Below are 24,801 nucleotides of genomic sequence, written 5' to 3'. Positions count from 1 at the left end.
GTTGGATATATTTCGTGAAAATAGAAAATTTTAAAAAGAATTATTCGCTTTCAAAAGTGAAAATCCAAATTTAAAAGACACCTGATCTTGAAAAAAATTCAAAATTTTCTTATAATAAAGTGTAAGATACGTTTGCAGGTGAAACTCCTGCCTTGTAGATTAAGAAAGGAAGAGCTCTCGTAGCTCAGACGAAATTATGACATCAGTTGTTGTTGTAGGAACCCAATGGGGAGATGAAGGAAAAGGGAAAATTACGGATTTCCTTTCGTCCAATGCTGAAGTGATTGCCCGCTACCAAGGCGGTGACAATGCTGGACATACGATTGTGATTGACGGGAAAAAATATAAATTGCACTTGATTCCGTCAGGAATTTTCTTCCCAGAAAAGATCTCAGTGATCGGAAATGGGATGGTGGTCAATCCTAAATCTCTGGTCAAGGAGTTGGCTTATCTGCACGAAGAAGGTGTTACCACAGATAATTTGCGCATTTCAGATCGTGCCCATGTCATCCTGCCTTACCATATCGAGCTGGATCGCCTGCAAGAGGAAGCTAAGGGCGACAATAAGATTGGTACCACGATCAAGGGAATCGGTCCTGCCTACATGGACAAGGCTGCGCGTGTTGGTATCCGCATCGCTGACCTTTTGGATAAAGACATTTTCAGAGAGCGCTTGGAGCGGAATCTAGCTGAGAAAAACCGCCTCTTTGAGAAATTGTATGATAGCCAAGCGATGAGCGTTGACGATATTTTTGAAGAATATTATGAATACGGTCAGCAAATCAAGCAGTATGTGACTGACACATCTGTCATCCTCAATGATGCGCTGGATCAAGGCAAGCGTGTCCTCTTTGAAGGGGCACAAGGCGTTATGCTGGATATTGACCAAGGGACCTATCCATTTGTAACCTCGTCTAATCCAGTTGCTGGTGGGGTGACGATTGGTTCAGGTGTTGGTCCAAGCAAGATTGACAAGGTAGTTGGTGTCTGCAAGGCCTATACGAGCCGTGTCGGTGATGGACCATTCCCAACTGAATTGTTTGATGAAGTGGGCGAACGTATTCGCGAAGTGGGCCATGAATACGGTACAACGACGGGCCGTCCGCGTCGAGTGGGCTGGTTTGACTCCGTTGTGATGCGCCACAGCCGCCGTGTATCAGGAATTACCAACCTTTCTCTCAACTCCATTGACGTTTTGAGTGGTCTGGATACAGTCAAAATCTGTGTAGCCTACGATTTGGATGGGGAGCGAATCGACCATTATCCAGCAAGTTTGGAGCAGCTCAAGCGCTGCAAGCCAATCTATGAGGAATTGCCAGGTTGGTCAGAAGACATCACTGGTGTCCGCAGCCTAGAAGACCTACCAGAAAATGCCCGCAATTATGTTCGCCGTGTCAGCGAGCTGGTCGGTGTCCGCATTTCGACCTTCTCAGTCGGACCAGGTCGCGAGCAGACCAATATCTTGGAAAGTGTTTGGTCAAGTTTATAAGCAAGTGAAGACAAGAGAGTGGGACAGAAATCGGTAATTCGTTAGAATTCGATTTCGTCGTCCCACCTCCGCACAGTTGAGTAGGGATGTAAAAGCTGATGAAATCAGCTTAGTAGAGCCCACTCAACCACTGCGTCTTGCTCGACATTCCAAAGACAATTGAGAGGCTAGGACTTTTGTCCCAGCCTCTTTTTGAAAGCAGAAAGAGGAAAAAATGTATCAAACAATTTTATTTGACCTAGACGGCACCTTGACCAATTCAGAACTAGGGATTACCAACTCGGTGGCCTACGTCTTAGGAAAATATGGGATTCAAGTGCCAGACAAGAAAGCCTTAAGAGTCTTCATCGGTCCGCCCTTGCAGGAGTCTTTTGAGCGCTTTTATGGATTTTCTAAGGAAGAATGTTTAAAGGCCATTGACTACTATCATGAGTATTTTTCCGAAAAAGGCCTTTATGAAAATGAGGTCTATCCAGGCGTTCCTGACTTGCTGGCTTCTCTCAAGCAGGCTGGCAAACAGTTGATTGTAGCTACGTCAAAACCTGAAGAATTTTCCATTCAAATTCTCAAGTATTTTGGCTTGTATGATTATTTTGACTTTGTTGCTGGTGCGACCATGGACAGAAAACGTAGTAAAAAAAGCGATGTTATCCAGTATGCCTTAGAGCAAAATCAGATCACAGATTTGGCGCATACCATCATGATTGGAGACAGGGAGCACGATGTGCTTGGCGCTCAAGCGCAAAAGCTTGATTCTATCGGCGTCCTTTATGGCTTTGGTAGCATGGAAGAATTGGAAGAAGCTGGTGCCACTTATATTGCCCAAGAAGTTAGCGATATTGCAGCTTTTATAGGCTAATCTTTTAGATATTCTTGATTTACTATTTCAATAAATGTATAATGAGTATAATTAGATTGCACAGATAAAAAAGCGACAATGTAAATTTGTCACGATATCTATTAGAAGATGCACTTTTCTATTTTGATAGGTGATAATTATGAGAAATATTTACAAGTACATTGATAAGAAGTACCTTTTTCCTATTTTTCTAGGGCGTATTGTCAACAGTGGTTTGGTGTTGGCGCAACCTCTGATTTTAACGAAGGCCTTGAAGTTAGATCAAGACGGCCTTTCTTACGAAAAAATTCTCAATTTTGCTTTATTTGGTTTGTCGGTCTATCTTGTTATTTATAGTCTGATGCTGTTTTCAAACCATTCGCACAATATATTTCGAAGAGAAATCAACAAAAGTGTCCGTGCTCTTTTATTTAAAAAGGTCATATTGAATCCTAAATTTTCCAATGATGAAAAAGTTAGTCTACTAACTCAAGATATGGAATATGTGGGCGATAATTATTTAGAAAATATAAATGTTATGGTGAGTTGGGGATTTGTCGCCCTTGTTACAGCCATTTATATTGTTTCACAAAACTTTCTCTTAGGACTTATTTTTGTGATTTTTACGATTATGAGACCCATTCCTCAGTTCATCATGAATCGTCGTCTACAAGATTCGGGAGACAGCTGGTCCAAGCTTAGAACGAAATTACACGGGCTTGTCTCAGATAGTATGCAAGGCAGCCAAACCTTACGGATTAATCAGGCCATGAAGCTGAATGAAGAGCGGGTGAATGATCTAAATGGAGAGTATCAAAAAGCCATCCAAAGATTTTGTTTCACACATAATATTATTTTTTTCTTTAATGGGTTTATGGTCTTTTTTAGTCAGGTTGTTCCTCTTGCTTTAGGCTTTTATTTGAGTTTACAGGGGAATTCTATTTCCATCACAAGCCTCATCTCTATGTATGTTGCTGCGGGGATGCTGGTCGAACCGATCCAAACTTTGATGTACAGCGCAGCTAATCTCCAAGGCGCCCTGCCGACTGCGAACCGCCTGTTTAAAATTATCGAAGAAGAACCTGATTTTGAAGAGACAAAGGATCAATTTGTCGAAAATCTTGAATCTTTGCGATTAAATCATATTTCAAAAAGCTTTGCTGGACGTCAGCTTTTTTCAGACTTGACGGCGACGATTTCAGTAGGTCAGAAGGTCTTAATCAAAGGGCCAAGCGGGTCTGGGAAGACGACTCTTTTTCGCTTGATTTTAGTAGAAGAAGCATGTGATGAGGGAGACATTTTTTCAAGGGAATATCGGTTTAATTAGTCAGCATCCCTTCCTGTTTAACGATACTATCCGCTATAATTTAACTTTTGGTCAGCCTTTTCAGGACCATGAATTATTGGAGGTCTTGGACCGAGTTGGCTTAATAGATGAATTTCAGGATATTTTGAATGTGGAGATTCATAATAATGGTGAAAACATTTCAGGAGGTCAACGTGTCAGATTGGAATTAGCGCGTTTTCTCTTACGCGAGAAGGATATTTTATTAGCGGACGAAGTGACATCAGCATTGGACGAAAAAAATAGTCGTCTGGTTAGAGACCTAATCTTTTCTTTACCGATCACTGTGTTGGAAATAGCCCATCATATTGATGAAGAAGAGCGCTATGACCAAATTCTTGAGTTACGTAAAGGATGAGTGATGTCGCAATAGTTGGTTCTGCGACAAAGCGGATAGTAGTAAGCCAGCAATTTGTCTGATGTTTTTGAGATTCTAAGTGGCGATATTTCCAAAATCATCAATACTCAGAGAACTTAAGCTTTATTTAAGATAGGCCAGCTATACTAGAAGCATAAACAAAGACCTCCTAACTTTGTTTAAACCTCCTAAACTTTTTCATAATAATCTCCCATAAGAGTCGCCCAATCGGCGGCTTTTTTTGTGAGTCCTAAGCTGCCTGTGGTATAATGAACAAAGAAACTAAAAGGAAGAGGGAAGAGATGGCCTACACGATAGAGGAAAAAGAGATGTTTATGAGGGAGGCGCTGAAGGAGGCGGAGATTGCCCTCGCCAATGATGAAATACCGATTGGTTGTGTTTTGGTCAAGAATGGTCAGATTATCGGACGTGGGCATAATGCGCGTGAGGAGCTGCAGCGGGCGGTCATGCATGCGGAAATCATGGCGATCGAGGAGGCCAATCAGCATGAGAATAGCTGGCGCCTGCTAGATACGACGCTTTTTGTTACGATTGAGCCTTGCGTCATGTGTAGCGGAGCTATCGGTCTGGCTCGCATTCCCAAGGTGATCTATGGGGCGAAAAACCAGAAATTTGGGGCTGGGGGTAGTCTCTACGATATCCTGACGGATGCGCGGTTGAATCATCGCGTAGAGGTTGAAAGTGGCCTTTTAGAAGAAGAATGTGCGGCGATTATGCAGAACTTTTTCAGAAATCGCAGGAAAAAGTAAGTAGGCATCTAGAGTTTCGAGATACATAATAAACAAAAAGTTGATGAGTAATTCATTAACCTTTTTTTGTATTTTAGGAGGTACATGTGTCAGATAATATTGAAATTGTTATGGATATTGATATGTTAGAAATTTTTGATGTTATAGATCTTGATAAGAGCGAAGATGAAGATATAGTAGATTGTATCCCTAAAGGAAATTCTGAAGAAAAGGTATCTCCATATGATAACCACGATAGAGTTTGGCTTGGAAACGGTTATTATTATAAGCCCTCTAGTATCCTATGGAAAGTTATAAAAGATGATGTTATTCATGAATTACATCCCAGGATTAACCTTGGCACATATCCGTACTTTAGGAGAGCGAGAGATGGAACCTGGGGACAAACTAGCCAATTGACTCAGGCTGAAGCCTTATAGTTGACTCTAGAGTTTAATCCAGAATTGATGGGATATGTGTAGGAAAATAAATGATATATCTTAATTCTACAATTTGTTGATATCAAAAAAACCTGGTATCTAACCAGGTAAAGGGGGTAACGAATGAAACTATTAGTAAGAATCTTTACTAAAGTGACTATGTATACTTTTTTAGGCTACGCCTTGTTTATAATTAGGTTGGTAGGTGGAGGTCAAACTTTATTGTCCTTATTACTAATTAGTTTCACTATGACCGCCTTAATTTATTGTTGTACAGTTATTGAATCATTTTTAAAACAAAGAAAAAAATCCAATAAGCGATAGTGAATACATAAGCGGGATAATTCTTAACAGATTTCTTAAAGAACGCATTAAATCCAATCAACAACGGACTAAGAATGGTTGAGAGGACTAGAGTGATATAGAGAACTGTAAGAATGATAGTACTACTAGAGTGTTGAGAGATGAGTTCAAGGGCTTTTGGTATAAAGCTGTTGAAAAAACTCTTTACTATATTTTCCCAAGAAGATAAATCAGGGGAGGTACTCACCTTATCCAGTATTGATTGAAGGTTAGTTGGGATTTGATTATTAACCGAGAATACTGTCGTTAGAATACTTAGGATAGAAGGAACCATTTCAGTGATTAGTAGCTTCATGTCTTTTGATTTGAAATAAACATAGCAATTGACAACGATAAGTAGAATGATTTGAGTCATAATAATTACTTGTTTATGTTCTTGAATAAGACCAAGAAGCAAATTTCCTAAAGATAGTGTAACTACTAAAAAAATGATGGCCCAGATACTAGGATTATCTGATGAGCTACTGGGCTGAGAGTCGCCGTATGTTACAAATATATTGTTTGTAACTCTTTGATCAATGTATTGATTTCCCCGCCCATAATGAGTTTGGTTATTATTTTTGTCTAGCATGTCACCTCCATGACCACCTACCAAAAATTATTATAACACAATATATCAGCGTGAAAATAGCTGGCTCCTGCTGGATACGACGCTTTTTGTCACGATTGAGCCCTGTGTCATGTGTAGCGGAGCCATCGGTCTGGCTCGCATTCCCAAGGTGATCTATGGGGCGAAAAACCAGAAATTCGGGGCTGGGGGCAGTCTCTACGATATCCTGACGGATGAGCGCTTGAATCATCGCGTAGAGGTTGAAAGCGGCCTTTTAGAAGAAGAATGTGCGGCGATTATGCAGAACTTTTTCAGAAATCGCAGGAAAAAGTAAAGAAAATTAGCCAAAAAAGAAAGTTTGTGTTATACTAATTAGTGGAGCAACAGTTCTGCGTGAAGCGGGTCAGGGGAGGAATCCAGCAGCCCTAAGCGAGGTGAACTGTGTGCTCTTTTTCTATGTACCTTAGTGAATCAAGTCCAAAGGACGCAGAGAAACTTAGGTACATTGACGCAGTTCGAACGAAGTGAGAACTACGTTCCGAAAACTACAAAATCAAGCCTAAAAGGCGCAGATGAATCTTAGAGCAATGGATGGGAGTGGGACAGAACTTTTGTTCGTAGTTCCACCCCCGCAAGGCTAATTAGGCTTTCTTCCAAGCTTGAAAAGCAAAAGAAGAGCTAATCAGTTACTGCGTTCAATTGCTTGACTAATATTTAGTTAAGGTGGAAATAAGTTAATACTTGTAAACCGTATAAAGATTCTTAGTGAATCCAGCCCAAAGGACGCTATAAATCTCAACCTACCCATGAAATTGGGGACAGAGATTTTGTGGTAATAATAGCAGATTGCGCAAACGATTGCGTTCGCTTCTAGTCTAGGATTTGCAAAATTGTAAAAAAATTAACAAAATTTTATATTAAAGCGTTTTCATTGAAGGAATTACTTGCTAAAAAAGTATGAAAGCGATATGATAGAGTGGAAGAAAAAATGGAGGAATATCATGTCACATATTAAATTTGATTATTCAAAAGTTTTAGATAAATTTGTTGCCCCACATGAAGTGGAATACATGCAAGCACAGGTAACTGCAGCAGACGAATTGATCCGTAAAGGAACTGGTGCTGGTAGCGACTTTTTAGGTTGGTTGGATCTTCCTGAAAACTATGACCGTGAAGAATTCGACCGCATCTTGAAAGCTGCTGAGCAAATCAAATCAGACAGCGATGTCTTGGTTGTTATAGGTATCGGTGGATCTTACCTTGGAGCTAAAGCAGCTATCGACTTCTTGAACCACCACTTTGCAAACTTGCAAACAAAAGAAGAGCGCAAAGCGCCACAAATCCTTTACGCTGGAAACTCAATCTCATCTACTTACCTTGCTGACTTGGTAGAGTATGTAGCTGACAAAGACTTCTCAGTAAACGTGATTTCTAAATCAGGTACAACAACTGAACCAGCGATCGCTTTCCGCGTCTTCAAAGAACTCTTGGTTAAGAAATACGGTCAAGAAGAAGCCAACAAACGTATCTATGCAACAACTGACCGCCAAAAAGGTGCTGTTAAGGTTGAAGCAGATGCCAACGGTTGGGAAACATTTGTGGTCCCAGATGATATCGGTGGACGCTTCTCAGTATTGACAGCCGTTGGTTTGCTTCCAATCGCTGCATCAGGAGCTGACATCAAAGCCCTCATGGAAGGTGCTAACGCAGCTCGTAAAGATTACACTTCAGATAAAATCTCTGAAAATGAAGCTTACCAATACGCAGCAGTTCGTAACATCCTTTACCGCAAAGGCTATGCTACTGAAATCTTGGTAAACTACGAGCCATCACTTCAGTACTTCTCAGAATGGTGGAAACAATTGGCTGGTGAGTCAGAAGGGAAAGACCAAAAAGGAATCTACCCAACTTCAGCAAACTTCTCAACTGACTTGCACTCACTTGGTCAATTTATCCAAGAAGGAACTCGTATCATGTTTGAAACAGTTGTCCGTGTTGACAAACCACGTAAGAACGTGATCATTCCTACTTTGGAAGAAGATCTTGACGGACTTGGTTACCTTCAAGGAAAAGACGTTGACTTTGTAAATAAAAAAGCGACTGACGGTGTTCTTCTTGCCCACACAGACGGTGACGTGCCAAACATGTACGTAACTCTTCCTGAGCAAGATGCCTTCACTCTTGGCTACACTATCTACTTCTTCGAATTGGCTATCGCCCTTTCAGGTTACTTGAATGCCATCAACCCATTTGACCAACCAGGTGTTGAAGCCTACAAACGCAACATGTTTGCCCTTCTTGGAAAACCAGGATTTGAAGAATTGAGTAAAGAACTCAACGCACGTTTGTAATATAGAACGGAACCTCCCTTTGGGGAGGTTTTTTGCTGTTTTAGAGTTCAACTTCTACCATGATTTGTTTGCCAGCCTGCTATCTGGGTTTTTCACTTACTTGTCGATTTAGCAATGTTTTTCCTTTCCCTGATTATATGTTACAATCAGAGAAGATGCAGTAGCAATGTGATAGACTTTTATCTAGAAAGTTGAACTTGCTGCTATTTTGATGGCTCTGGAAAAGCAGAGGACCAAGATTGGGAAGGAGTTCGGATGAAGTTATTATTGGCTGAAAAAGTGAAACAAAAATAGTCATATATAGTTGGTTTTGTGGGCACGGATGAGAGTTCGTGCCTTTTTGCTTGTGTGCTTTCAAGCTAAGCCCGTTCAAAATATGATATACTGGAATACAGTTATATTAGCATGACAAGTTTCACGCTAGGCTACTGTCTTCAAATAGTTATTTTATAAAAGGTAGCCATCCTGATAGTTTGTGTAGCTATTTGACTGCTTAACGGTGTTTTTTATAGAAAAGAGAATAGCAGCATTCAGCGAAGAGGCAGTGTGAACTGTTAATAGAGTCGTCTTTTTAATGATAGAAGAGTCAATAGATGAGGAGGAGCTATGGGAAAGAGAAATCTGGAAGCTTTGAGGCAGAAACATCAATCAAAATTCAAGAAGGCCCAAACGAAAAAGCCAGCAAATAGCCAACCATCCTTTCTATCCAAATGGAAAACCAAGGAAGACAAACATATCAAACCATCTGCTGGATTGCAAGAAGCGCAGGGAAGACCAGAAGAAAATCAACCTCGTCCTTCTGTTTCGTCCCCATCAAAAGTGGCCTTTCCAATAGAGAGCTCAAGCAATGAGTTGTCTGCCGTCTCTTCAATAGAGGACAAAACCGGCTATGGGGCTAAACCAAGTCCTCAAGACCAGCCAGTGTTTTCTGAGCAGTTAGAAGGAGCTCAGCAGGTAAAGGAGCCTCTGTCGCTTCTATCACAGAATTTGTTGGAATTAAAGCAGAGAGAGCTGAAGCGTCTTATTTCTAGCTTAGAATCACTGAAAGCTAAAAAACAAAACCAAGTCCTTGGTGGAAATCAAGCTAGCCAGCCGGTGTCAGGCCTTGTTGAACCAAAGCAGACAAAACTTTCTCCGCGAATATCCTCTAATGAGCTTGCTAGAGAGATAGATAAAGTAGAGTTTAAGAAGAAAAAACTAGGAATCTTTTCTAAGATATGGGTGGTGATACTTTTCGTTTTAGGGATTATAGCCTCAATGTATGACATAGTAGAGCAGTGGAAAAAGAATGATGATTTAAAACGCATGGAAGAAGCTGCAGCTATTTCTCGTATGTTAGACTCATATATAAAGGATCAAGATTTAAAATCTGCTAATCGTCCAGAATGGATTGCTAAAAAAGAGAAGTATCAGTTCCATATTAGCTATGATGATGTCACTTCTTTGTTCTCAGACTTCACTTCATCGGTTCCAAATCTGACCACGGTCGACGAGGTGGTTGCAAAGTTAGGGAAAGCTGAGTCCGGTAAAGAAATAGACCAAGATGACCCAATCAAGACGATAGATTTAGACTATTCACAAGCGGGGACGGAAGCGAAAGTTAGCCTCTCTTTTAAGAGCCATTTTGGTTCTTCTGAAACTCCTAAGTTGCAATCCCTAAAATGTGCTCATCTCAGTAGTGCGCATCTGCCAAACCGAAATGCTCAACTCACTCGTCAAGAACTTACTGGTATAGAGAAAGGAAAGACCTATCAGGAGATTGTCAGTCAGTTGGGACTTCCAGAGCGCCTTGATTGGAATGGGGGAATCTTTGGCAATGCTACTTTATCGATTTATTACCGTTTAGAGGATGGGCAGGAAGTCGGTTTTTCTTTTGAAAATAATAAGTCTCAGAGCTATCAATTGACAGAGAGTTCAGGTTTGGGAAATGAAGCGGGAGATACAGGCGCTCAGTAGCGCTTGCTAGCAGGAGCATCAGCTGTTTGTAGAAAGGGAATGAGCAATCAAGTATTTAGTTGATAGGTGAAAAGGTGAAAGATAGAAATTTAGAAGCATTGAGGCGGGAGCACAAATCCAAGTTTAAAGCTAGAAACACTTCGTCGGTCAAGAATCAGTGGGAACGGGGAGGAGCTGCCCTCGAACAGACAAAGGAAGAATCAAGGAAAGAAAAGCTAGGAGAGAAGCAGTTTGGAGTCAAAAGTGGTTGGAAATCGAAGAGGCTTAGAACAAGAAAGAAGGGGAATGTTAAGTTTCTAGTTGCTGCTTTGGCGAGTCTGGTCTTGCTATCATTAGTCTTTCTTTTGCTCTATCGTTTTCTTTCAAATATGGGCACTCATGACAGAAGTATTGACCAAATAAGCTGGGAATCGAGCCAAGAAAATATAGCTTCTGCTTACGTTGCAGACTCGTCTAGCGAATGGGAAGCTTCGGAGCCACAGGTGTCGGCATCGTCGGCTTCTAGTGCTGACAAGGAGCCAGAAAATATGACTTGGACTTTCGAGGATGTCCTAGCTCTGCAAGTTTCTTCGCCTGGGCAGGGGACGAGTGAGCAACTGTCTCCTACAGCAGAGGAAATTGCTGAACGATATGGAAAAGCAAGTTCGGGAAGTGTGGCCAAAGATGGAGAAGAAAAGGCTCTCTACCTTTTTTATCTCTCATCAGGTGGAGGGCAAATTGTCAAGCTCTATTTCAACCTTATCGGAGATCAGTATCGTCTGAATACAATTCGAGGGGAAGGTTTGACTAGCCAGTCTCAATTAAGCCATTCGGATTTATGGACTGAGGAGGATTTTCAGGATTTTACTGTAGATAAATCAGCACCAAGTAAAAATTTACAAGCAGTATTGGAACGATTTGGTGTGCCACAAGTTATTAATAAGTCGGCGGACTATAAGAATCAAACGACAGTTTACATCAAATATAAACTAAAAGATGGAAGATATCTCTATTTAGAGTTTGTCTTAAGTCCAACAGGTGACTATGAGTTGACTCGGAAGAGTGTCTATTGATAGGGAGTGCTTGGTGCTAGAGCTTGGCTTATTTAGCAGAAGTTGTTTTTAGCGGAAAGACAGGAATTACCAGAAAAGCAAGAGGAACCTAGGTTCCTTGGAGGAGATGAGGATGGGAAAAGGAAGAAAAGTCCAAAGAGAATGGGGAAAAAGGTCAAGTTTAGACCAAAAAAAGCAGAGAGCCTTCTCTAATGATGGCTCTCGAGAGTCGGGTTTTGAGTTTTCAAGTAAAGAAAAGCGGCGAACAGAGTCAGCAGTCAATCCTAATGGCCAGTTTTTAGCAAAGTCTTGGCTATCACGTTATGCTTCACTCTTACTGATTGCCGCAGGTCTAGTGGGACTGATTAGCTTCTTGATGATGTATATGCGACCAACTTTTAAGTCAGAAGGAAATCAATCGGCTGTATCGTCTGTTCATACTGTTCCGACAGAATCAGAAAATAAGATAGAGATCCTGACGGAGGGGAATTCAGCTTTTATTGAAAAGAATCGAGAGGTCGATTTTCAATTCGAAGAGATTTTAGAATTGATTAAAACCATGAACGAACCTAATGTGTCTCCAGAGGATATTGTTGAGAAGTATGGGAAAGCTAGCTCTGGGAGTGTGGATAATCGCGTGGAAGATAGTCAACTGGTGCTGCTTTCATACAAGCTAACAGGAAGAAAAGGAGTTGTTAATATGCATCTTAGGAGTACTGGAGGAGGAATGGAGCTCTCTACGGTATCTGCCGATTTCCTCCAGAATGCTGAGGCATCGATTACGAAGACAGTTGATGATTATCGGTCGCTCATTCCCAAAAGTGATCGAGAAGGAATGGAAGTCAAGCAAGCCATAGAAGAACTGGGGATGCCTAAGAATATTTATGCTCATAAACCAGTTAAGGGCAAAGTTGATTCACTTCTTCTTGAATATTCAACCACGGACAATATGACAGTTTCTTTGTTTTTTTACGAAGTGAATGGAACTTACCGCCTCACCAGTATGATGACAAGTACCGTCTGAGAGCCTAGACTGGAGAGCGTGGAATTTTTTCTTAAACAGACAAGGATAGAAAGATGGGAAAAAGAGATTTAGAAAAATTACGAAGGGAACATAAGGGAAAATTTAGTAGAACTAGGGCACCCTTAAAACGAGAGTCTAAGGAAGGGTCTGGTTTGCTAGCTGAAACAAATCTCAAGGAAGGCACAAGACAAGAACCAAAGTCAACTTTTAAGAGAACCGCAAAGTTTAAACACAAATCACCATTCTTCAAGCTAGTGAGTGCTCTAGCCCTGATAGGTCTTGTTATCGGCTTACTTGTCTTAATCGGGAATTGGACCAATTCTTACAGAAAGAATCCGTTAGTAAGAACAGAAGCAAAATATTCTTCTTCAAATGCCGAAGTTTTGGAATGGGAACCAAGGGATTTTATAAAGTATAAGATTGAAGAGGACGAGGATAAAAATATTACAGTGTCCAATTTTGTTCGTCAACATGGTTTAGCTAAAAGCAGCGATGAAACGGTGATTGGCAAGAAGGATAAATTATTATCACTGATCTATGATTTGAAGGGAGGAGGCTTTGCCGTCCTTCAATTCTGGGATTTTGGTTCAGGTCTATATCTTACTAGCATAGCTTATAATATTTATCAAAATGAGGATTTGACAGGGGAACGGCTTTCCTTCCTTAAGGGAATGACGTTGAATGAAGAAAATGGCATCACTGATCTAGAAGTGATAGAACATTTGGAACTTCCCAACAACTACTACAAAGCAGTGGTGAAAGGATATTACAGTATGTCTATGGGCTATAGGGCAGAGGATAGAACCTTCTTCCATTTAAACTTTGTCAAGGGCAAGGACGGACAATTTCATTTGAATAAAGTTCAAGAGACTAAATAGCATACTAGCTGCTAATAAAGTCTTAACTGTATAGCCAAATTGTGTTATAATAGAAAAATAAAAGAGATAGAGAGTGGGACAGAAATCGGTAATTCGTTAGAATTCGATTTCGTCGTCCCACCTCCGCACAGTTGAGTAGGGCTGTAAAAGCTGATGAAATCAGCGTAGTAGAGCCCACTCAACCACTGCGTCTTGCTCGACAATCCAAAGACAATTGAGAGGCTAGGACTTTTGTCCCAGCCTCCAACAAAGAATAGAAAGAACAAAGAGGTGACGCCATGTCTGCTACGAAAATGAACGCTCAAGAAATTATCAAATTTATCGCTGATGCCAAGAAAAAAACTCCTGTCAAGGTAACCTTTGATGGAGAATTGCACGGATCAATCCCTTGGTCTGTTGTGAAATTAGGAAATGTTCTTTTTGGAGACTGGGAAGAAATAAAGCCACTCCTAGTGAACTTAGAGGAAAATAAGACCTATGTCGTAGAGCAGGATGCCCGCAATTCAGCAGTGCCGCTTCTGGACAAGCGCGATATCAATGCCCGTATTGAACCGGGTGCCATTATCCGTGACCAAGTCGAAATTGGTGATAATGCTGTCATTATGATGGGGGCGGTTATCAATATCGGTGCGGAGATTGGTGCTGGGACCATGATTGATATGGGTGCTATTCTGGGTGGCCGAGCTATTGTCGGTAAAAATAGCCATATCGGTGCTGGTGCTGTTCTGGCAGGAGTCATTGAGCCAGCTAGCGCTGAGCCAGTTCGGGTCGGAGACAATGTGCTGATTGGTGCCAATGCGGTTGTGATTGAAGGTGTGCAGATTGGCAGTGGTTCCGTTGTTGCGGCTGGTGCGATTGTGACCCAAGATGTTCCGGAAAACGTAGTGGTTGCTGGTGTTCCAGCTCGAGTTATCAAGACCATTGACGAAAAGACCCAGCAGAAGACAGCTCTGGAAGATGCTCTGCGTACGCTTTAATATTGGTTAACAGAATACTGACGCCCTTGGATTGCATCAGGGGCGGTCTGAATCTTTGTTTGCTCTGACAGGATTTTAAAGGAAAGAAAAATGCTTGATTATCTGAAAATTCGCCGTGATTTACACCAGATACCAGAAATCGGTCTGGAAGAATACAAGACTCATGCTTACTTGATGCAAGTCATTGATGAACTGACAGCAGGTCTAGACTTTGTGGAAATCCGAACTTGGCGGACAGGTATTTTGGTCTTTATCAAGGGAAGTTCACCGGATAAGACGATTGGCTGGCGGACAGATATTGATGGCCTTCCGATCGTGGAGGATACAGGACTGGACTTTGCCAGTACCCATGAAGGCCGGATGCATGCTTGCGGACACGATATGCACATGACGGTTGCTCTAGGCCTGCTGGAACAAGCTGTGAGTGCTCAGCCTACCCACAATCTGCTCTTTCTCTTTCAGCCTGCAGAGGAGAATGAAGCTGGCGGTATGCTCATGTATGAAGCTAGTGCCTTTGGCGACTGGCTGCCAGATGAATTTTACGGACTCCATGTGCGACCGGACCTCAAGGTCGGCGATATTGCGACTAACAGAGGAACGCTTTTTGCTGGTACCTGTGAAGTTAAGCTGACCTTTAAGGGGAAGGGAGGTCATGCGGCCTTTCCTCATGAAGCCAATGATGCTTTGGTAGCGGCTAGCTACTTTATCACCCAGGTGCAGACCATTGTCAGCCGCAATGTCGATCCGATCGAGGGAGCGGTTGTAACCTTTGGTTCGCTCCATGCTGGCACGACCAACAATGTCATCGCAGAAACGGCCTTTCTGCATGGCACCATTCGGACTCTGACTCGGGAGATGAACCTCTTGACTCAGAAGCGCTTACGGGAAATAGCAGAGGGCATAGCTCAAAGTTTCGGTCTGGAATTGGACTTGGAGCTTAAACAAAGTGGCTATCTGCCTGTGGAAAACCATCCTGGTCTGGCAGACGAACTGATGGATTTTTTCCAGAAGGAAGAAGGAGTGCAGCTGATTGATATTGCGCCGGCTATGACAGGCGAGGATTTCGGCTATCTGCTCAGCAAGGTCAATGGCGTCATGTTCTGGCTGGGAGTGGACAGTCCCTATGCCCTCCATCATCCCAAGATGACACCAGACGAGGCAGCACTGCCCTTTGCTATTGAAAAGATTGGGAAATTCCTAGATTATAAAATCAACGAAAGATAAGGAAAGAGTGGACGAGCTATATGAAAAAAGAGTTGAGACAAGCTGTACTGACCCAGATGAAGAAACTGTCAGGAAAAGAAAAAAAGCTGGCAGATAACTGGCTGACCCAGCGCTTGCTCAGTTCAGCAGCTTATCAAAAAGCTCAGGTTATCGCTACCTATCTTTCTATGCCGCATGAAGTCTCAACTGCAGCCTTTATTAAGCAGGCTCAGTTGGATAGCAAGCGGGTTTTAGTACCCAAAACCTATGGCCAGGGTCGGATGATATTTGTGGATTATGATGAAAGTTGCCTGCAAAAAAGCTCTTTTGGACTTATGGAGCCGATAAGTGAAGAGGCTGTGGACAAGACAGAAATTGATCTGATTTATGTGCCGGGTGTGGTCTTCAATTCTCAAGGGTTTCGGATTGGTTACGGCGGTGGCTACTATGACCGCTATCTGGCTGATTATGCAGGAGCATCCATTAGCACTATTTATGCAGTCCAACAGGCAGAATTTCTACCAGCTCAACATGATGTTGCGGTAAAGGAGTTACTCATTTATGAAACAAATCTTTGATAGAGATTATCCTGTGACAAGCATATTACTTATCCTAACGAGCCTTGTTTTTGTCTTGATGTTTCTTTCTTACGGTTTTCAATACAGCAGTTCCGAAGCCTTGTATCATTTTGGAGCCGTGCACGGTTATACTATTCAAGCGATGCCGGAGCAGTTTTGGCGGGTTTTTGCTGCTATTTTTATCCATATTGGTTTGGAGCATTTTGTGGTCAATATGCTGACGCTCTACTTTCTTGGTCGACAGATTGAGGCTATCTTTGGCTCTTGGAAATTCTTGATACTCTACCTGATGTCAGGCATTATGGGGAATTTATTTGTGGTCTATTTTTCACCCAATAGCCTGGCAGCCGGGGCGTCTACTGCTCTTTTCGGCCTTTTTGCTTCCGTTGTTGTGCTTCGTTATGCTACGCGAAACTACTATCTGCAGCAGCTGGGTCAGTCCTATATGAGCCTACTGGCTGTCAATCTGGTCATGAGTTTTTTACCGGGAATTAGCCTTGCAGGCCACTTGGGCGGTCTAGTTGGCGGAGCTTTAGGAGCTGTGATCTTACCAGTTTCGGGAGAGCGCTACGCTTTTAGCAAGTCTCAACGGTTTTTAGCACTGGCAGCCTACCTTGGATTAGCAGCTATTTTGATTTTTTTGACTTTTCAACGACCAATTTTTTGAGAAATGAACTCAAATACCACTTTAAAAAGTGGTATTCTTTTTATAAATATGATTTTTATAAAGCAAGGAATTTTACTTTAAAGAGGCATAATATGGATAAATTAGGAATAAACTAGTAATATTTCTATCTCTACTTTTTCATTAATGTATGTTTTCTCTATTTTCTATCTGTAAAAGGTATAAAAAAACATTTTTGTAAGCGCTTGCAAAAAGATCTAAAAAGGACTATACTAGAATTATAAACATCAGGGGTATCCCCAAAAAATAAAAAGGAGTTCATAATGAAGAAGACAATCTTTAAAATTGCTATTTCATTAATGGCAATCATGCTCTTACCTATCCAAGCTGTGCAAGCCTGCTGTGGCTTCATTATTGGTCGGCATTTGACCAAGGATGGATCAACACTTTTTGGTCGTACAGAAGACTATCCTTACTACCCGAATGGTGGCAAGCACAACAAAAATTATGTTGTTGTGGAAGCTAAGAAATATAAGGAAGGCGACCAGATTGTGGATGAGTCCAATGGTTTCACCTATCCACGTGCAGCCAGCGAAATGAAATATACTGCAACCTATGATTCTGCGCGTGGTGATGGTAGTAACGGTGCTTTTGGAGAACATGGCTTTAATGAAGCAGGTGTTTCTATGTCGTCCACAGTCACAGCAATTCCAAATAAGAAGGTTCTTGAAAAAGACCCTCTGAAAGCAGATGGCTTGGCAGAAGCTGCTATGCTAGATGTGGTTCTGCCACGTGCCAAAACAGCTCGTGAAGCAATCGAGTTGCTTGGAAAAGTCATTCAAGAAAAAGGCTCTGCTGAAGGGAACACAGTGGTGGTTGCCGATCAAAAAGAGACTTGGTACATGGAAATCTTGTCTGGTCACCAATACGTAGCCGTGAAAGTGCCTGAAGATAAGTACGCAGTATTTGCTAATACTTATTACCTTGGCCATGTAGATTTGAAGGACAAAGAAAATGTTATTGCTTCTGAAGATGTAGAGAAAGTAGCCAAAGAAGCAGGAAACTACAAGACAGATAAAGATGGCAATTTCCACATTGCTAAATCATACGGACCAGAAAAATACGCAGAAGGCGACCGTTCTCGTACGTATGCAGGAATCACACTGCTTGATCCAAAATCTAAAATTACTTACGAAGATGAGGAGTACGAACTTTTCCGCTCTCCAACAGATCCAAACAAGAAATTTACTCTTGAAGACGCCTTTGCTTTGCAACGAAACCGCTTTGAACATCTGAATGGCCGTTTCGTACCCGATGATCAAATTGGCGTTAAGAAACAAGGTGATGATGGGGCAAATGATGCTGTTCGGAAAGATCAGTACAAATACGCCCTAGGTAATGAAAATGTGATCGATGCCCATGTCTACCAGATTGATCCGAAACTGCCAAAATCTTTCGGTGGTAAAGTTTGGCTCGGTTTGGGACCATCACGCAATACACCATACGTGCCTTTCTACGGTAACGTTCAGGATACTTACAAGGCCTTCAAGCCACAGACAGCTACTTATGATCCAAACTCATGGTACTGGACAGTATGGCATATTGACCAAATGGCTATCAAGAACCAAGATATCTTTGGCAAGAGTGTTCAAGACCATTGGAAGATGATGGAAAAACAATTTATCGCTGATCAAGAGAAAAAAGATATTGAGAACTATTCGCTGAAAGATCAACCAGATGCTGCGAAGGCCGCTGAAGGTAAAGTAACTAAAGATTCTCTTGAAATGTCAGATCGACTTTTCCAACACTTCAAGGACTATGAAAAGATGATGGAAAAACGTTTAGAAGCTGCTGGACGTAAGTCTGATCCTTATCGTGCTTCACAACCAGACGATAAACAAGATCCATCAACACCTGAAAAACCGGATACTCCGAAGCCACCACAAAAACCACAAATTACGGATGATGCAAATAAAACTATCATTCCAGCACCAGATTATACTGCGGCTCCTCCAACACATGATATTCCTGCCAATGCAGAAGGCAATCCAAACAATCGCTTTGGCTATGCAGCTAAAGCAAATGTGCAAGTTTTTGGACAACCATCTGTTCGTACTGAAGTGCCTCAAGTACAAAACCAGACTCCTCAAGCACCAAGTCAGGCTCCACAAATAACAGTTGCGAATGCAGAAGGCAATCCAAATAATCGTTTTGGATATACGGCTAATTCTGATAATGGCAAAAATTTCAAGAATGTGGAAACTTTTGTTAATACCAAATGATTTCCCAATCAAAACAACAAGTGAAAAACACCTAGTAAATCTAGGTGTTTTTCTGTATAGTGTTAAAAGCTGATGCATCAGCTAATCTATTACTTGAGCGCCTCTATTATTTTTTCGTTTTCTTATCTAATTTTTTGCCTAAATCGATAATGTATTGTTTCAAATCGTCTTTGACTTGAGGGTGTTTGAGGGCATAATCGATAGAAGTTTTCATGAAGCCAAACTTGTCGCCGACATCATAGCGATCACCTTTGAATTCGCGGGCAAAAACGCGCTGAGTCTTATTGAGGGTATCGATGGCATCAGTCAGTTGAATTTCATTGCCAGCGCCAGGAGTTTGCTTTTCTAAGATTTCAAAAATTTCTGGCGTTAGCAGGTAGCGTCCGATAATGGCCAAATCACTTGGTGCATCCTCTGGTGCCGGTTTTTCGACGAATTTTTCAACGCTGTAGAGGCCATTGACGCCTTCGCCTTGCGGTGCAATAACGCCGTAAGCTGATACTTCTTCGTGAGGAACCTGCATAACTGCAATGGTAGACGCGTGGGTTGCCGCATAATCATCCATGAGTTGCTTGGTGAGTGGCACTGCCTTATCATTGGTAATGTCCATCAAATCATCACCTAGCATGACCACAAAAGGTTCATTTCCAACAAAGGCCTTAGCTTGAAGGACTGCATCCCCGAGTCCACGTGGGTGACTCTGACGGATAAAATGCAAGCCAATACCAGTGGTCTCATCCACCAACTTGAGCAAGTCGTTCTTGCCCTTTTCCTTGAGGTTGTATTCTAGTTCAAAGTTGGAGTCAAAGTGGTCCTCGATGGAGCGTTTTGACTTTCCTGTGACAACCAAAATGTCTTTGATTCCAGATTTAAGAGCTTCTTCGACGATAAACTGAATAGTTGGTTTGTCAACGATTGGCAGCATTTCCTTGGCCAGTGCCTTAGTGGCTGGCAAGAAGCGGGTTCCGAGACCGGCTGCAGGGATGACTGCTTTTCTGACTTTTGGCATAAATTTCTCCTTTATAAAAAATACTATAACTTAAGACCACTCATTTTCAGCTTTGAATTCATTGCTCATCATATCATGAATGGCATCTTTGATATCATGGCCGTCATAGATGACCTTGTAAATAGCCTGAGTGATAGGCATGTAGACACCGAGCTCCTGAGCCAGTTCGTAGGCTGCCTTGGTCGTAGAGATTCCTTCGATAACCATGCCCATATTAGCTTCAATATCAGCTAGTTTTTCGCCGCGACCCAGCGCATCTCCAGCCCGCCAGTTGCGAGAGTGGATAGAGGTTCCTGTGACGATTAAGTCACCGACACCAGAAAGACCGCTGTAAGTCAGAGGGCTGGCACCAAGCTTGACACCCAGTCGGGTAATTTCAGCCAGACCGCGTGTGATGATGGCAGCTTTGGCATTGTCACCATAGCCCAGTCCGTGAAGAGCACCAGCTCCGACTGCGATGATGTTTTTGAGAGCACCTGCTGTCTCCACTCCAACGACATCGGTATTGGTGTAGAGGCGGAAGTAATGGTTGCTGAAGAGCTCCTGCACATATTTAGCGGTTTCGAGGTCCTTAGATGCTGCGGTAATCAAGGTAATATCGCGGACGATAGTTTCCTCAGCGTGGCTAGGACCTGAAACAACGACAATCTCGCTACGCAAGTCTGCAGGGATTTCTTCTTCCAGAATAGTTGAAATTCGTTTGTGGCTATTAGGCTCTAATCCCTTGGATGCATGCATGATTTTTACCTTGTGATCTAAGGTTTGCGCAACTTGTTGGGCTACCAGACGGGTCACCTTGGTCGGTACGACAAAAAGCACAGCATCTACGTTTGCTAGAGCATCTTTCAAGTCGTGATAAGCCTTAATTTCCTCGCTTAGAACTACATCTTTGAAATAGCGTTTATTTGTATGCTGGTTATTGATCTCGTCAATCTGCTCTGCAATATTGCCCCAAATCCGGACTTCATGGCCATTATCATTGAGGACTTGCGATAGAGCCGTTCCCCAAGAACCGGGGCCAACCACAGCAATTCGTTGTTTATCCATCTTTTCTCCTTGTACGAGACCCACAAAAGGACTCACTTGCTTTTAGAGTTATTTACTATATTGTACCATACAATAGTTGAAATTTCTTACTTGACATTGTTTTTATCTATGATATAGTAAGGAAGCTAAACAAAGTTAAAAATCTACGAGGAGGGATTATGTTCAAAAAAGCTTTATCAGCCTATAAATTATTTATCTTTTTATCTCTTCTTATGACATCGCTGATGCTAGCTAGCTCGCTGTTGCAGCCCTTGTATTTAAAAGATGTCTTGAATGCTCTTTTGTCAGGAAATCGGGAAGAAATCTATCGTTTAGGGGCTTGGTTGCTGGGTTTTGGTTTGGTTGGCCTGCTTGCTGGCGGGGCAAATGTGACCCTGGCAGCCTATATTGCGCAAGGTGTGTCGTCGGATTTACGGGAAAAGACCTTTCGGAAAATCCAGACCTTCTCTTATGCCAATATTGAACAGTTCAATGCGGGAAATCTTGTCGTCCGAATGACCAATGACATCAACCAAGTGCAAAATTTGGTCATGATGATGTTTCAGATTTTATTCCGCCTGCCTATTCTATTTTTAGGTTCCTTTATTTTGGCGGTGGTGACCATTCCTTCCTTATGGTGGGTGATTGTCCTGATGGTCTTTTTGGTCTTCTTTTTGACAGGAGTGATGATGGGATTGATGGGGCCACGCTTTGCCAAATTTCAAGTTCTCTTAGAAAAGATCAATTCGATTGCCAAAGAAAATCTGCGTGGCGTCCGTGTCGTCAAATCTTTCGTGCAGGAGAGAGAGCAGTATCAGAAGTTTACGCAAGTTTCAGATGAACTTTTGGAGCAAAATCTCTTTATTGGTTATGCCTTTTCGATCGTTCAACCGATGATGATGATCGTCGGCTACGGGGCTGTCTATCTGACTATGTGGCTCTTGTCCAGCATGATACAGATGGATCCAGGCTTGGTTAGCTCGATTGTCTCTTTCATTTCTTACTTGAATCAAATCATGTTTACTATTATCATGGTTGGCTTTTTGGGCAATACCGTTACGCGTGCTATGGTTTCGATTCGGCGGATCAAGGAGGTCTTGGATACAGAGCCAGCGATGACTTTCAAGAATGAAGCTGAAGAAGATTTGGAAGGTAGTCTGGTCTTTGACCATGTGACCTTTACCTATCCGACAGATACAGAGCCCATGCTAAAGGATATTAGCTTTGAAGTCAAACCAGGAGAGATGATTGGTGTTGTCGGAGCGACAGGAGCAGGAAAATCAACTCTGGCCCAGCTCATTCCACGTCTTTTTGATCCTCAGGAAGGCTCCATCAAAATTGGCGGCAAGGACTTGCGAGACATTAGTGAAGCTTCGCTGAGAAAAAATGTCTCTATCGTTCTGCAAAAAGCTATTTTATTTAAGGGGACGATTGCGGACAATCTGCGTCAAGGAAAGCAAAATGCTAGCCTGCCAGAATTAGAACAGGCGGCGCGAATTGCTCAGGCAAGCGAGTTTATCAATCGCATGGAAGATACCTACAACAGCCAAGTCGAAGAACGGGGAAATAATTTCTCTGGCGGACAAAAGCAGAGAATGTCCATCGCGCGTGGTGTCGTCAGCAATCCCAATATTCTTATCCTAGATGACTCGACTTCAGCTCTGGATGCCAAGTCCGAAAAGCTGGTTCAGGAGGCACTGAACAAGGATTTGAAGGGAACTACAACCATCATTATTGCCCAGAAGATTAGCTCTGTTGTCCATGCGGACAAGATTTTGGTGCTAGATCAAGGACGCTTGATTGGGCAAGGTAGACACGCAGACTTGGTTGCTACAAATGATGTCTACCGAGAAATTTATGAGACTCAAAAAGGAAAGGAGGACTAAGATGAAGACAGCAAAATTTTTCTGGCAATATTTCAAACAGTATAAACTGGCCTTTTTGGTCGTTATGATTATGATTGTCATCTCTACGGTTTTACAGGTTCTATTTCCGATTTTTACTGGTCTCGCCATTAGTGAGTTAGTGGAGCTGGGTAGTGCTTTTGCGAGTGGCAAGCTTGCTTCAGGCGATGTTTCTGCCTTTGCTGCTTTTCAAGGAATCATGTGGAATTTAGCGCTGGCTTTCATCTTCCTTTCGCTATCGAGCTTGATTTACATGCTATTGATGAGTCGGATCATTTCCTACTCAACCAATGAAATGCGTAAGGGGCTCTTTGGAAAATTAGCTCGCTTGACCGTTTCCTTCTTTGACCGTCATCAAGACGGGGATATCTTGTCTCGTTTTACCAGTGATTTGGACAATATCTTGCAGGCTTTCAACGAGAGTCTAGTCCAAGTGATGAGCAATATCGCTCTCTACATCGGCCTGATTATCATCATGTTTATGCGGCATGCGACCTTGGCTTGGGTGACGATTGCCAGTACGCCAGTAGCCATCATTGTCTTGGTGTCCATCGTCAAGCTGGCTCGCAAGTACACAGACTTGCAGCAAAAAGAAGTTGGTCAGCTCAATGCTTATATGGATGAGACGATTTCCGGCCAGAAGGTAGTCATTGTGCAGGGAATGCAAGAAGAAGTCATCAAAGGCTTTGTCCAGCAAAATGATAAGGTTCGGTCAGCTACTTTCAAAGGACGCGCTTTTGCTGGCTTGCTCTTTCCTGTCATGAACGGAATGAGCTTGATCAATACGGCTATCGTGATTTTTGTAGGTTCAGCCATTATGCTCAATGATCCTAATGTGAAGACCTCAGTAGCCATTGGTCTGATTTCAACCTTTACACAGTTTTCTCAACAATACTATCAGCCTATCATTCAGGTTGCGGCAAGCTGGGGAAGCCTGCAGCTGGCTTTCACTGGTGCGGATCGGATTCAGGAAATGTTTGATGCGCCTGAGGAGGTGCGCCCGCAGAATGCTCCAGCCTTTACCGAGCTGAGAGAAGGCGTCGAGATAAAGCATGTGGATTTCTCTTATGTTGAAGGTAAGCCAATTTTGAAAGATGTTTCCATTTCAGCGCCAAAAGGTAAGATGATTGCCGTTGTAGGGCCGACAGGATCAGGGAAGACGACCATCATGAACCTGATCAATCGTTTTTACGATGTGGATAAAGGCAGTATCGAATTTGACGGGCGCGATATCCGAGACTATGACTTGGATAGCTTGCGCAGTCATGTAGGGATCGTTTTGCAAGATTCTGTCTTGTTCAGCGGAACCATTCGAGACAATATCCGATTTGGAGTACCGGATGCAAGTCAGGAGATGGTTGAAATCGCTGCGCGTGCTACTCATATTCACGAGTATATTGAAAGCTTGCCTGATAAATACGACACAATCGTAGATGATGATCAAAACATCTTTTCAACAGGTCAAAAGCAATTGATTTCGATCGCTCGAACCCTTTTGACCGATCCTCAAGTGCTGATCTTGGATGAGGCCACCTCTAATGTTGATACGGTAACAGAGAGCAAGATCCAGAGCGCGATGGAGGCCATTGTGGCAGGCCGAACCAGCTTTGTCATCGCTCACCGATTGAAGACCATATTGAATGCAGACCAGATTATTGTCTTAAAAGATGGGGAAGTCATTGAAAGAGGCAATCATCATGAATTGCTGCATCTAGGTGGCTTCTATTCTGAGCTCTACCACAATCAATTTGTATTTGAATAAATATATATAGAAACGGAGGTATTCCATGAGAATGCCTTTGTTTTTTGTTTTTGCTATTCATTT

General features: G+C 42.3%; 19 protein-coding genes, 1 other RNA gene and 2 pseudogenes. 19 read left to right on the top strand and 3 right to left on the bottom strand.

Annotated features, from left to right (window positions below):
* Positions 1-196 precede the first annotated feature (196 nt).
* From HMPREF9960_RS02490 to HMPREF9960_RS02465, 5 genes and pseudogenes are all read left to right on the top strand, one after another.
* On the top strand, positions 197-1,489 hold the full coding sequence (locus tag HMPREF9960_RS02490) for an adenylosuccinate synthase (RefSeq protein ID WP_005591559.1): 1,293 nt from the start codon (positions 197-199) through the stop codon (positions 1,487-1,489).
* 214 nt (positions 1,490-1,703) lie between these two features.
* Positions 1,704-2,348, top strand: coding sequence for an HAD family hydrolase (locus HMPREF9960_RS02485; protein ID WP_005591560.1), 645 nt, complete (start codon positions 1,704-1,706; stop codon positions 2,346-2,348).
* Between the two features lie 139 nt (positions 2,349-2,487).
* A pseudogene (locus HMPREF9960_RS02480) lies at positions 2,488-4,030 on the top strand (ATP-binding cassette domain-containing protein).
* A 302-nt stretch (positions 4,031-4,332) separates the two neighbouring features.
* Positions 4,333-4,800 carry a tRNA adenosine(34) deaminase TadA gene (gene tadA / locus HMPREF9960_RS02470; protein ID WP_005592127.1) on the top strand — a complete coding sequence of 156 codons (468 nt, stop codon included), beginning with the start codon at positions 4,333-4,335 and terminating at the stop codon, positions 4,798-4,800.
* Positions 4,801-4,886: 86 nt separating this feature from the next.
* On the top strand, positions 4,887-5,219 hold the full coding sequence (locus HMPREF9960_RS02465; RefSeq protein WP_005591564.1) for a hypothetical protein: 333 nt from the start codon (positions 4,887-4,889) through the stop codon (positions 5,217-5,219).
* 277 nt (positions 5,220-5,496) lie between these two features.
* Here the strand turns inward: HMPREF9960_RS02465 and HMPREF9960_RS02460 are convergent, their stop codons facing one another.
* Positions 5,497-6,153, bottom strand: a complete 657-nt coding sequence (locus tag HMPREF9960_RS02460; RefSeq protein WP_005591565.1) for a hypothetical protein — start codon at positions 6,151-6,153, stop codon at positions 5,497-5,499.
* A 52-nt stretch (positions 6,154-6,205) separates the two neighbouring features.
* Here HMPREF9960_RS02460 and HMPREF9960_RS02455 point away from each other — a divergent pair.
* The 12 genes and pseudogenes from HMPREF9960_RS02455 to abpB all read left to right on the top strand — a co-directional run.
* Positions 6,206-6,466, top strand: a pseudogene (locus HMPREF9960_RS02455) (nucleoside deaminase); the annotation flags it as partial.
* A gap of 38 nt (positions 6,467-6,504) precedes the next feature.
* Positions 6,505-6,590, top strand: an RNA gene (ffs, locus tag HMPREF9960_RS09810) — signal recognition particle sRNA small type.
* 543 nt (positions 6,591-7,133) lie between these two features.
* Positions 7,134-8,483 (top strand): glucose-6-phosphate isomerase, encoded by a 1,350-nt coding sequence (locus tag HMPREF9960_RS02450; protein WP_000018246.1) that lies wholly within the window; start codon positions 7,134-7,136, stop codon positions 8,481-8,483.
* A 606-nt stretch (positions 8,484-9,089) separates the two neighbouring features.
* Positions 9,090-10,439 carry a hypothetical protein gene (locus HMPREF9960_RS02445; protein ID WP_005591568.1) on the top strand — a complete coding sequence of 450 codons (1,350 nt, stop codon included), beginning with the start codon at positions 9,090-9,092 and terminating at the stop codon, positions 10,437-10,439.
* 74 nt (positions 10,440-10,513) lie between these two features.
* Positions 10,514-11,491: a hypothetical protein gene (locus tag HMPREF9960_RS02440; RefSeq protein WP_005592136.1), complete on the top strand. Its 978-nt coding sequence runs from the start codon at positions 10,514-10,516 to the stop codon at positions 11,489-11,491.
* Positions 11,492-11,603: 112 nt separating this feature from the next.
* Entirely contained in the window at positions 11,604-12,494 is an 891-nt protein-coding gene (locus tag HMPREF9960_RS02435; RefSeq protein ID WP_005591570.1) for a hypothetical protein, read from the top strand.
* A gap of 53 nt (positions 12,495-12,547) precedes the next feature.
* A complete protein-coding gene (locus HMPREF9960_RS02430) occupies positions 12,548-13,372 on the top strand; it encodes a hypothetical protein (protein ID WP_005591571.1) in 825 nt (274 codons plus the stop codon).
* A 278-nt stretch (positions 13,373-13,650) separates the two neighbouring features.
* Positions 13,651-14,349, top strand: coding sequence for a 2,3,4,5-tetrahydropyridine-2,6-dicarboxylate N-acetyltransferase (gene dapD, locus HMPREF9960_RS02425; RefSeq protein ID WP_002907860.1), 699 nt, complete (start codon positions 13,651-13,653; stop codon positions 14,347-14,349).
* Positions 14,350-14,439: 90 nt separating this feature from the next.
* On the top strand, positions 14,440-15,573 hold the full coding sequence (locus tag HMPREF9960_RS02420; protein ID WP_005591572.1) for an N-acetyldiaminopimelate deacetylase: 1,134 nt from the start codon (positions 14,440-14,442) through the stop codon (positions 15,571-15,573).
* Between the two features lie 20 nt (positions 15,574-15,593).
* Positions 15,594-16,130 (top strand): 5-formyltetrahydrofolate cyclo-ligase, encoded by a 537-nt coding sequence (locus HMPREF9960_RS02415; RefSeq protein WP_005591573.1) that lies wholly within the window; start codon positions 15,594-15,596, stop codon positions 16,128-16,130.
* Positions 16,114-16,797 carry a rhomboid family intramembrane serine protease gene (locus HMPREF9960_RS02410; protein ID WP_005591574.1) on the top strand — a complete coding sequence of 228 codons (684 nt, stop codon included), beginning with the start codon at positions 16,114-16,116 and terminating at the stop codon, positions 16,795-16,797. Before HMPREF9960_RS02415 ends, HMPREF9960_RS02410 begins: the two co-directional genes overlap by 17 nt.
* A 281-nt stretch (positions 16,798-17,078) precedes the next feature.
* The gene (gene abpB, locus HMPREF9960_RS02405; protein ID WP_005591575.1) at positions 17,079-19,037 is read left to right on the top strand and encodes a C69 family dipeptidase AbpB; all 1,959 of its coding nucleotides are present in this window, start codon (positions 17,079-17,081) and stop codon (positions 19,035-19,037) included.
* Positions 19,038-19,143: 106 nt separating this feature from the next.
* Here abpB and galU read toward each other — a convergent pair whose 3' ends face one another.
* Positions 19,144-20,046: a UTP--glucose-1-phosphate uridylyltransferase GalU gene (gene galU / locus HMPREF9960_RS02400; RefSeq protein ID WP_005591576.1), complete on the bottom strand. Its 903-nt coding sequence runs from the start codon at positions 20,044-20,046 to the stop codon at positions 19,144-19,146.
* 30 nt (positions 20,047-20,076) lie between these two features.
* Complete coding sequence (locus tag HMPREF9960_RS02395; protein WP_005592086.1) at positions 20,077-21,093, bottom strand: NAD(P)H-dependent glycerol-3-phosphate dehydrogenase; 1,017 nt, start codon at positions 21,091-21,093, stop codon at positions 20,077-20,079.
* Positions 21,094-21,251: 158 nt separating this feature from the next.
* Here HMPREF9960_RS02395 and HMPREF9960_RS02390 point away from each other — a divergent pair, with 158 nt between their 5' ends.
* Together HMPREF9960_RS02390 and HMPREF9960_RS02385 are read left to right on the top strand one after the other, a co-directional pair.
* Positions 21,252-22,958, top strand: a complete 1,707-nt coding sequence (locus HMPREF9960_RS02390) for an ABC transporter ATP-binding protein (RefSeq protein ID WP_005591578.1) — start codon at positions 21,252-21,254, stop codon at positions 22,956-22,958.
* A gap of 1 nt (position 22,959) precedes the next feature.
* Positions 22,960-24,738, top strand: a complete 1,779-nt coding sequence (locus HMPREF9960_RS02385; RefSeq protein WP_005592129.1) for an ABC transporter ATP-binding protein — start codon at positions 22,960-22,962, stop codon at positions 24,736-24,738.
* Positions 24,739-24,801 lie beyond the last annotated feature (63 nt).

This window comes from Streptococcus cristatus ATCC 51100 (genome assembly GCF_000222765.1).
Taxonomy (GTDB): Bacteria; Bacillota; Bacilli; order Lactobacillales; family Streptococcaceae; genus Streptococcus; species Streptococcus cristatus.
Note: the sequence above shows the minus strand (reverse complement) of the source record. Positions and strands in the feature narration are given on the sequence as shown.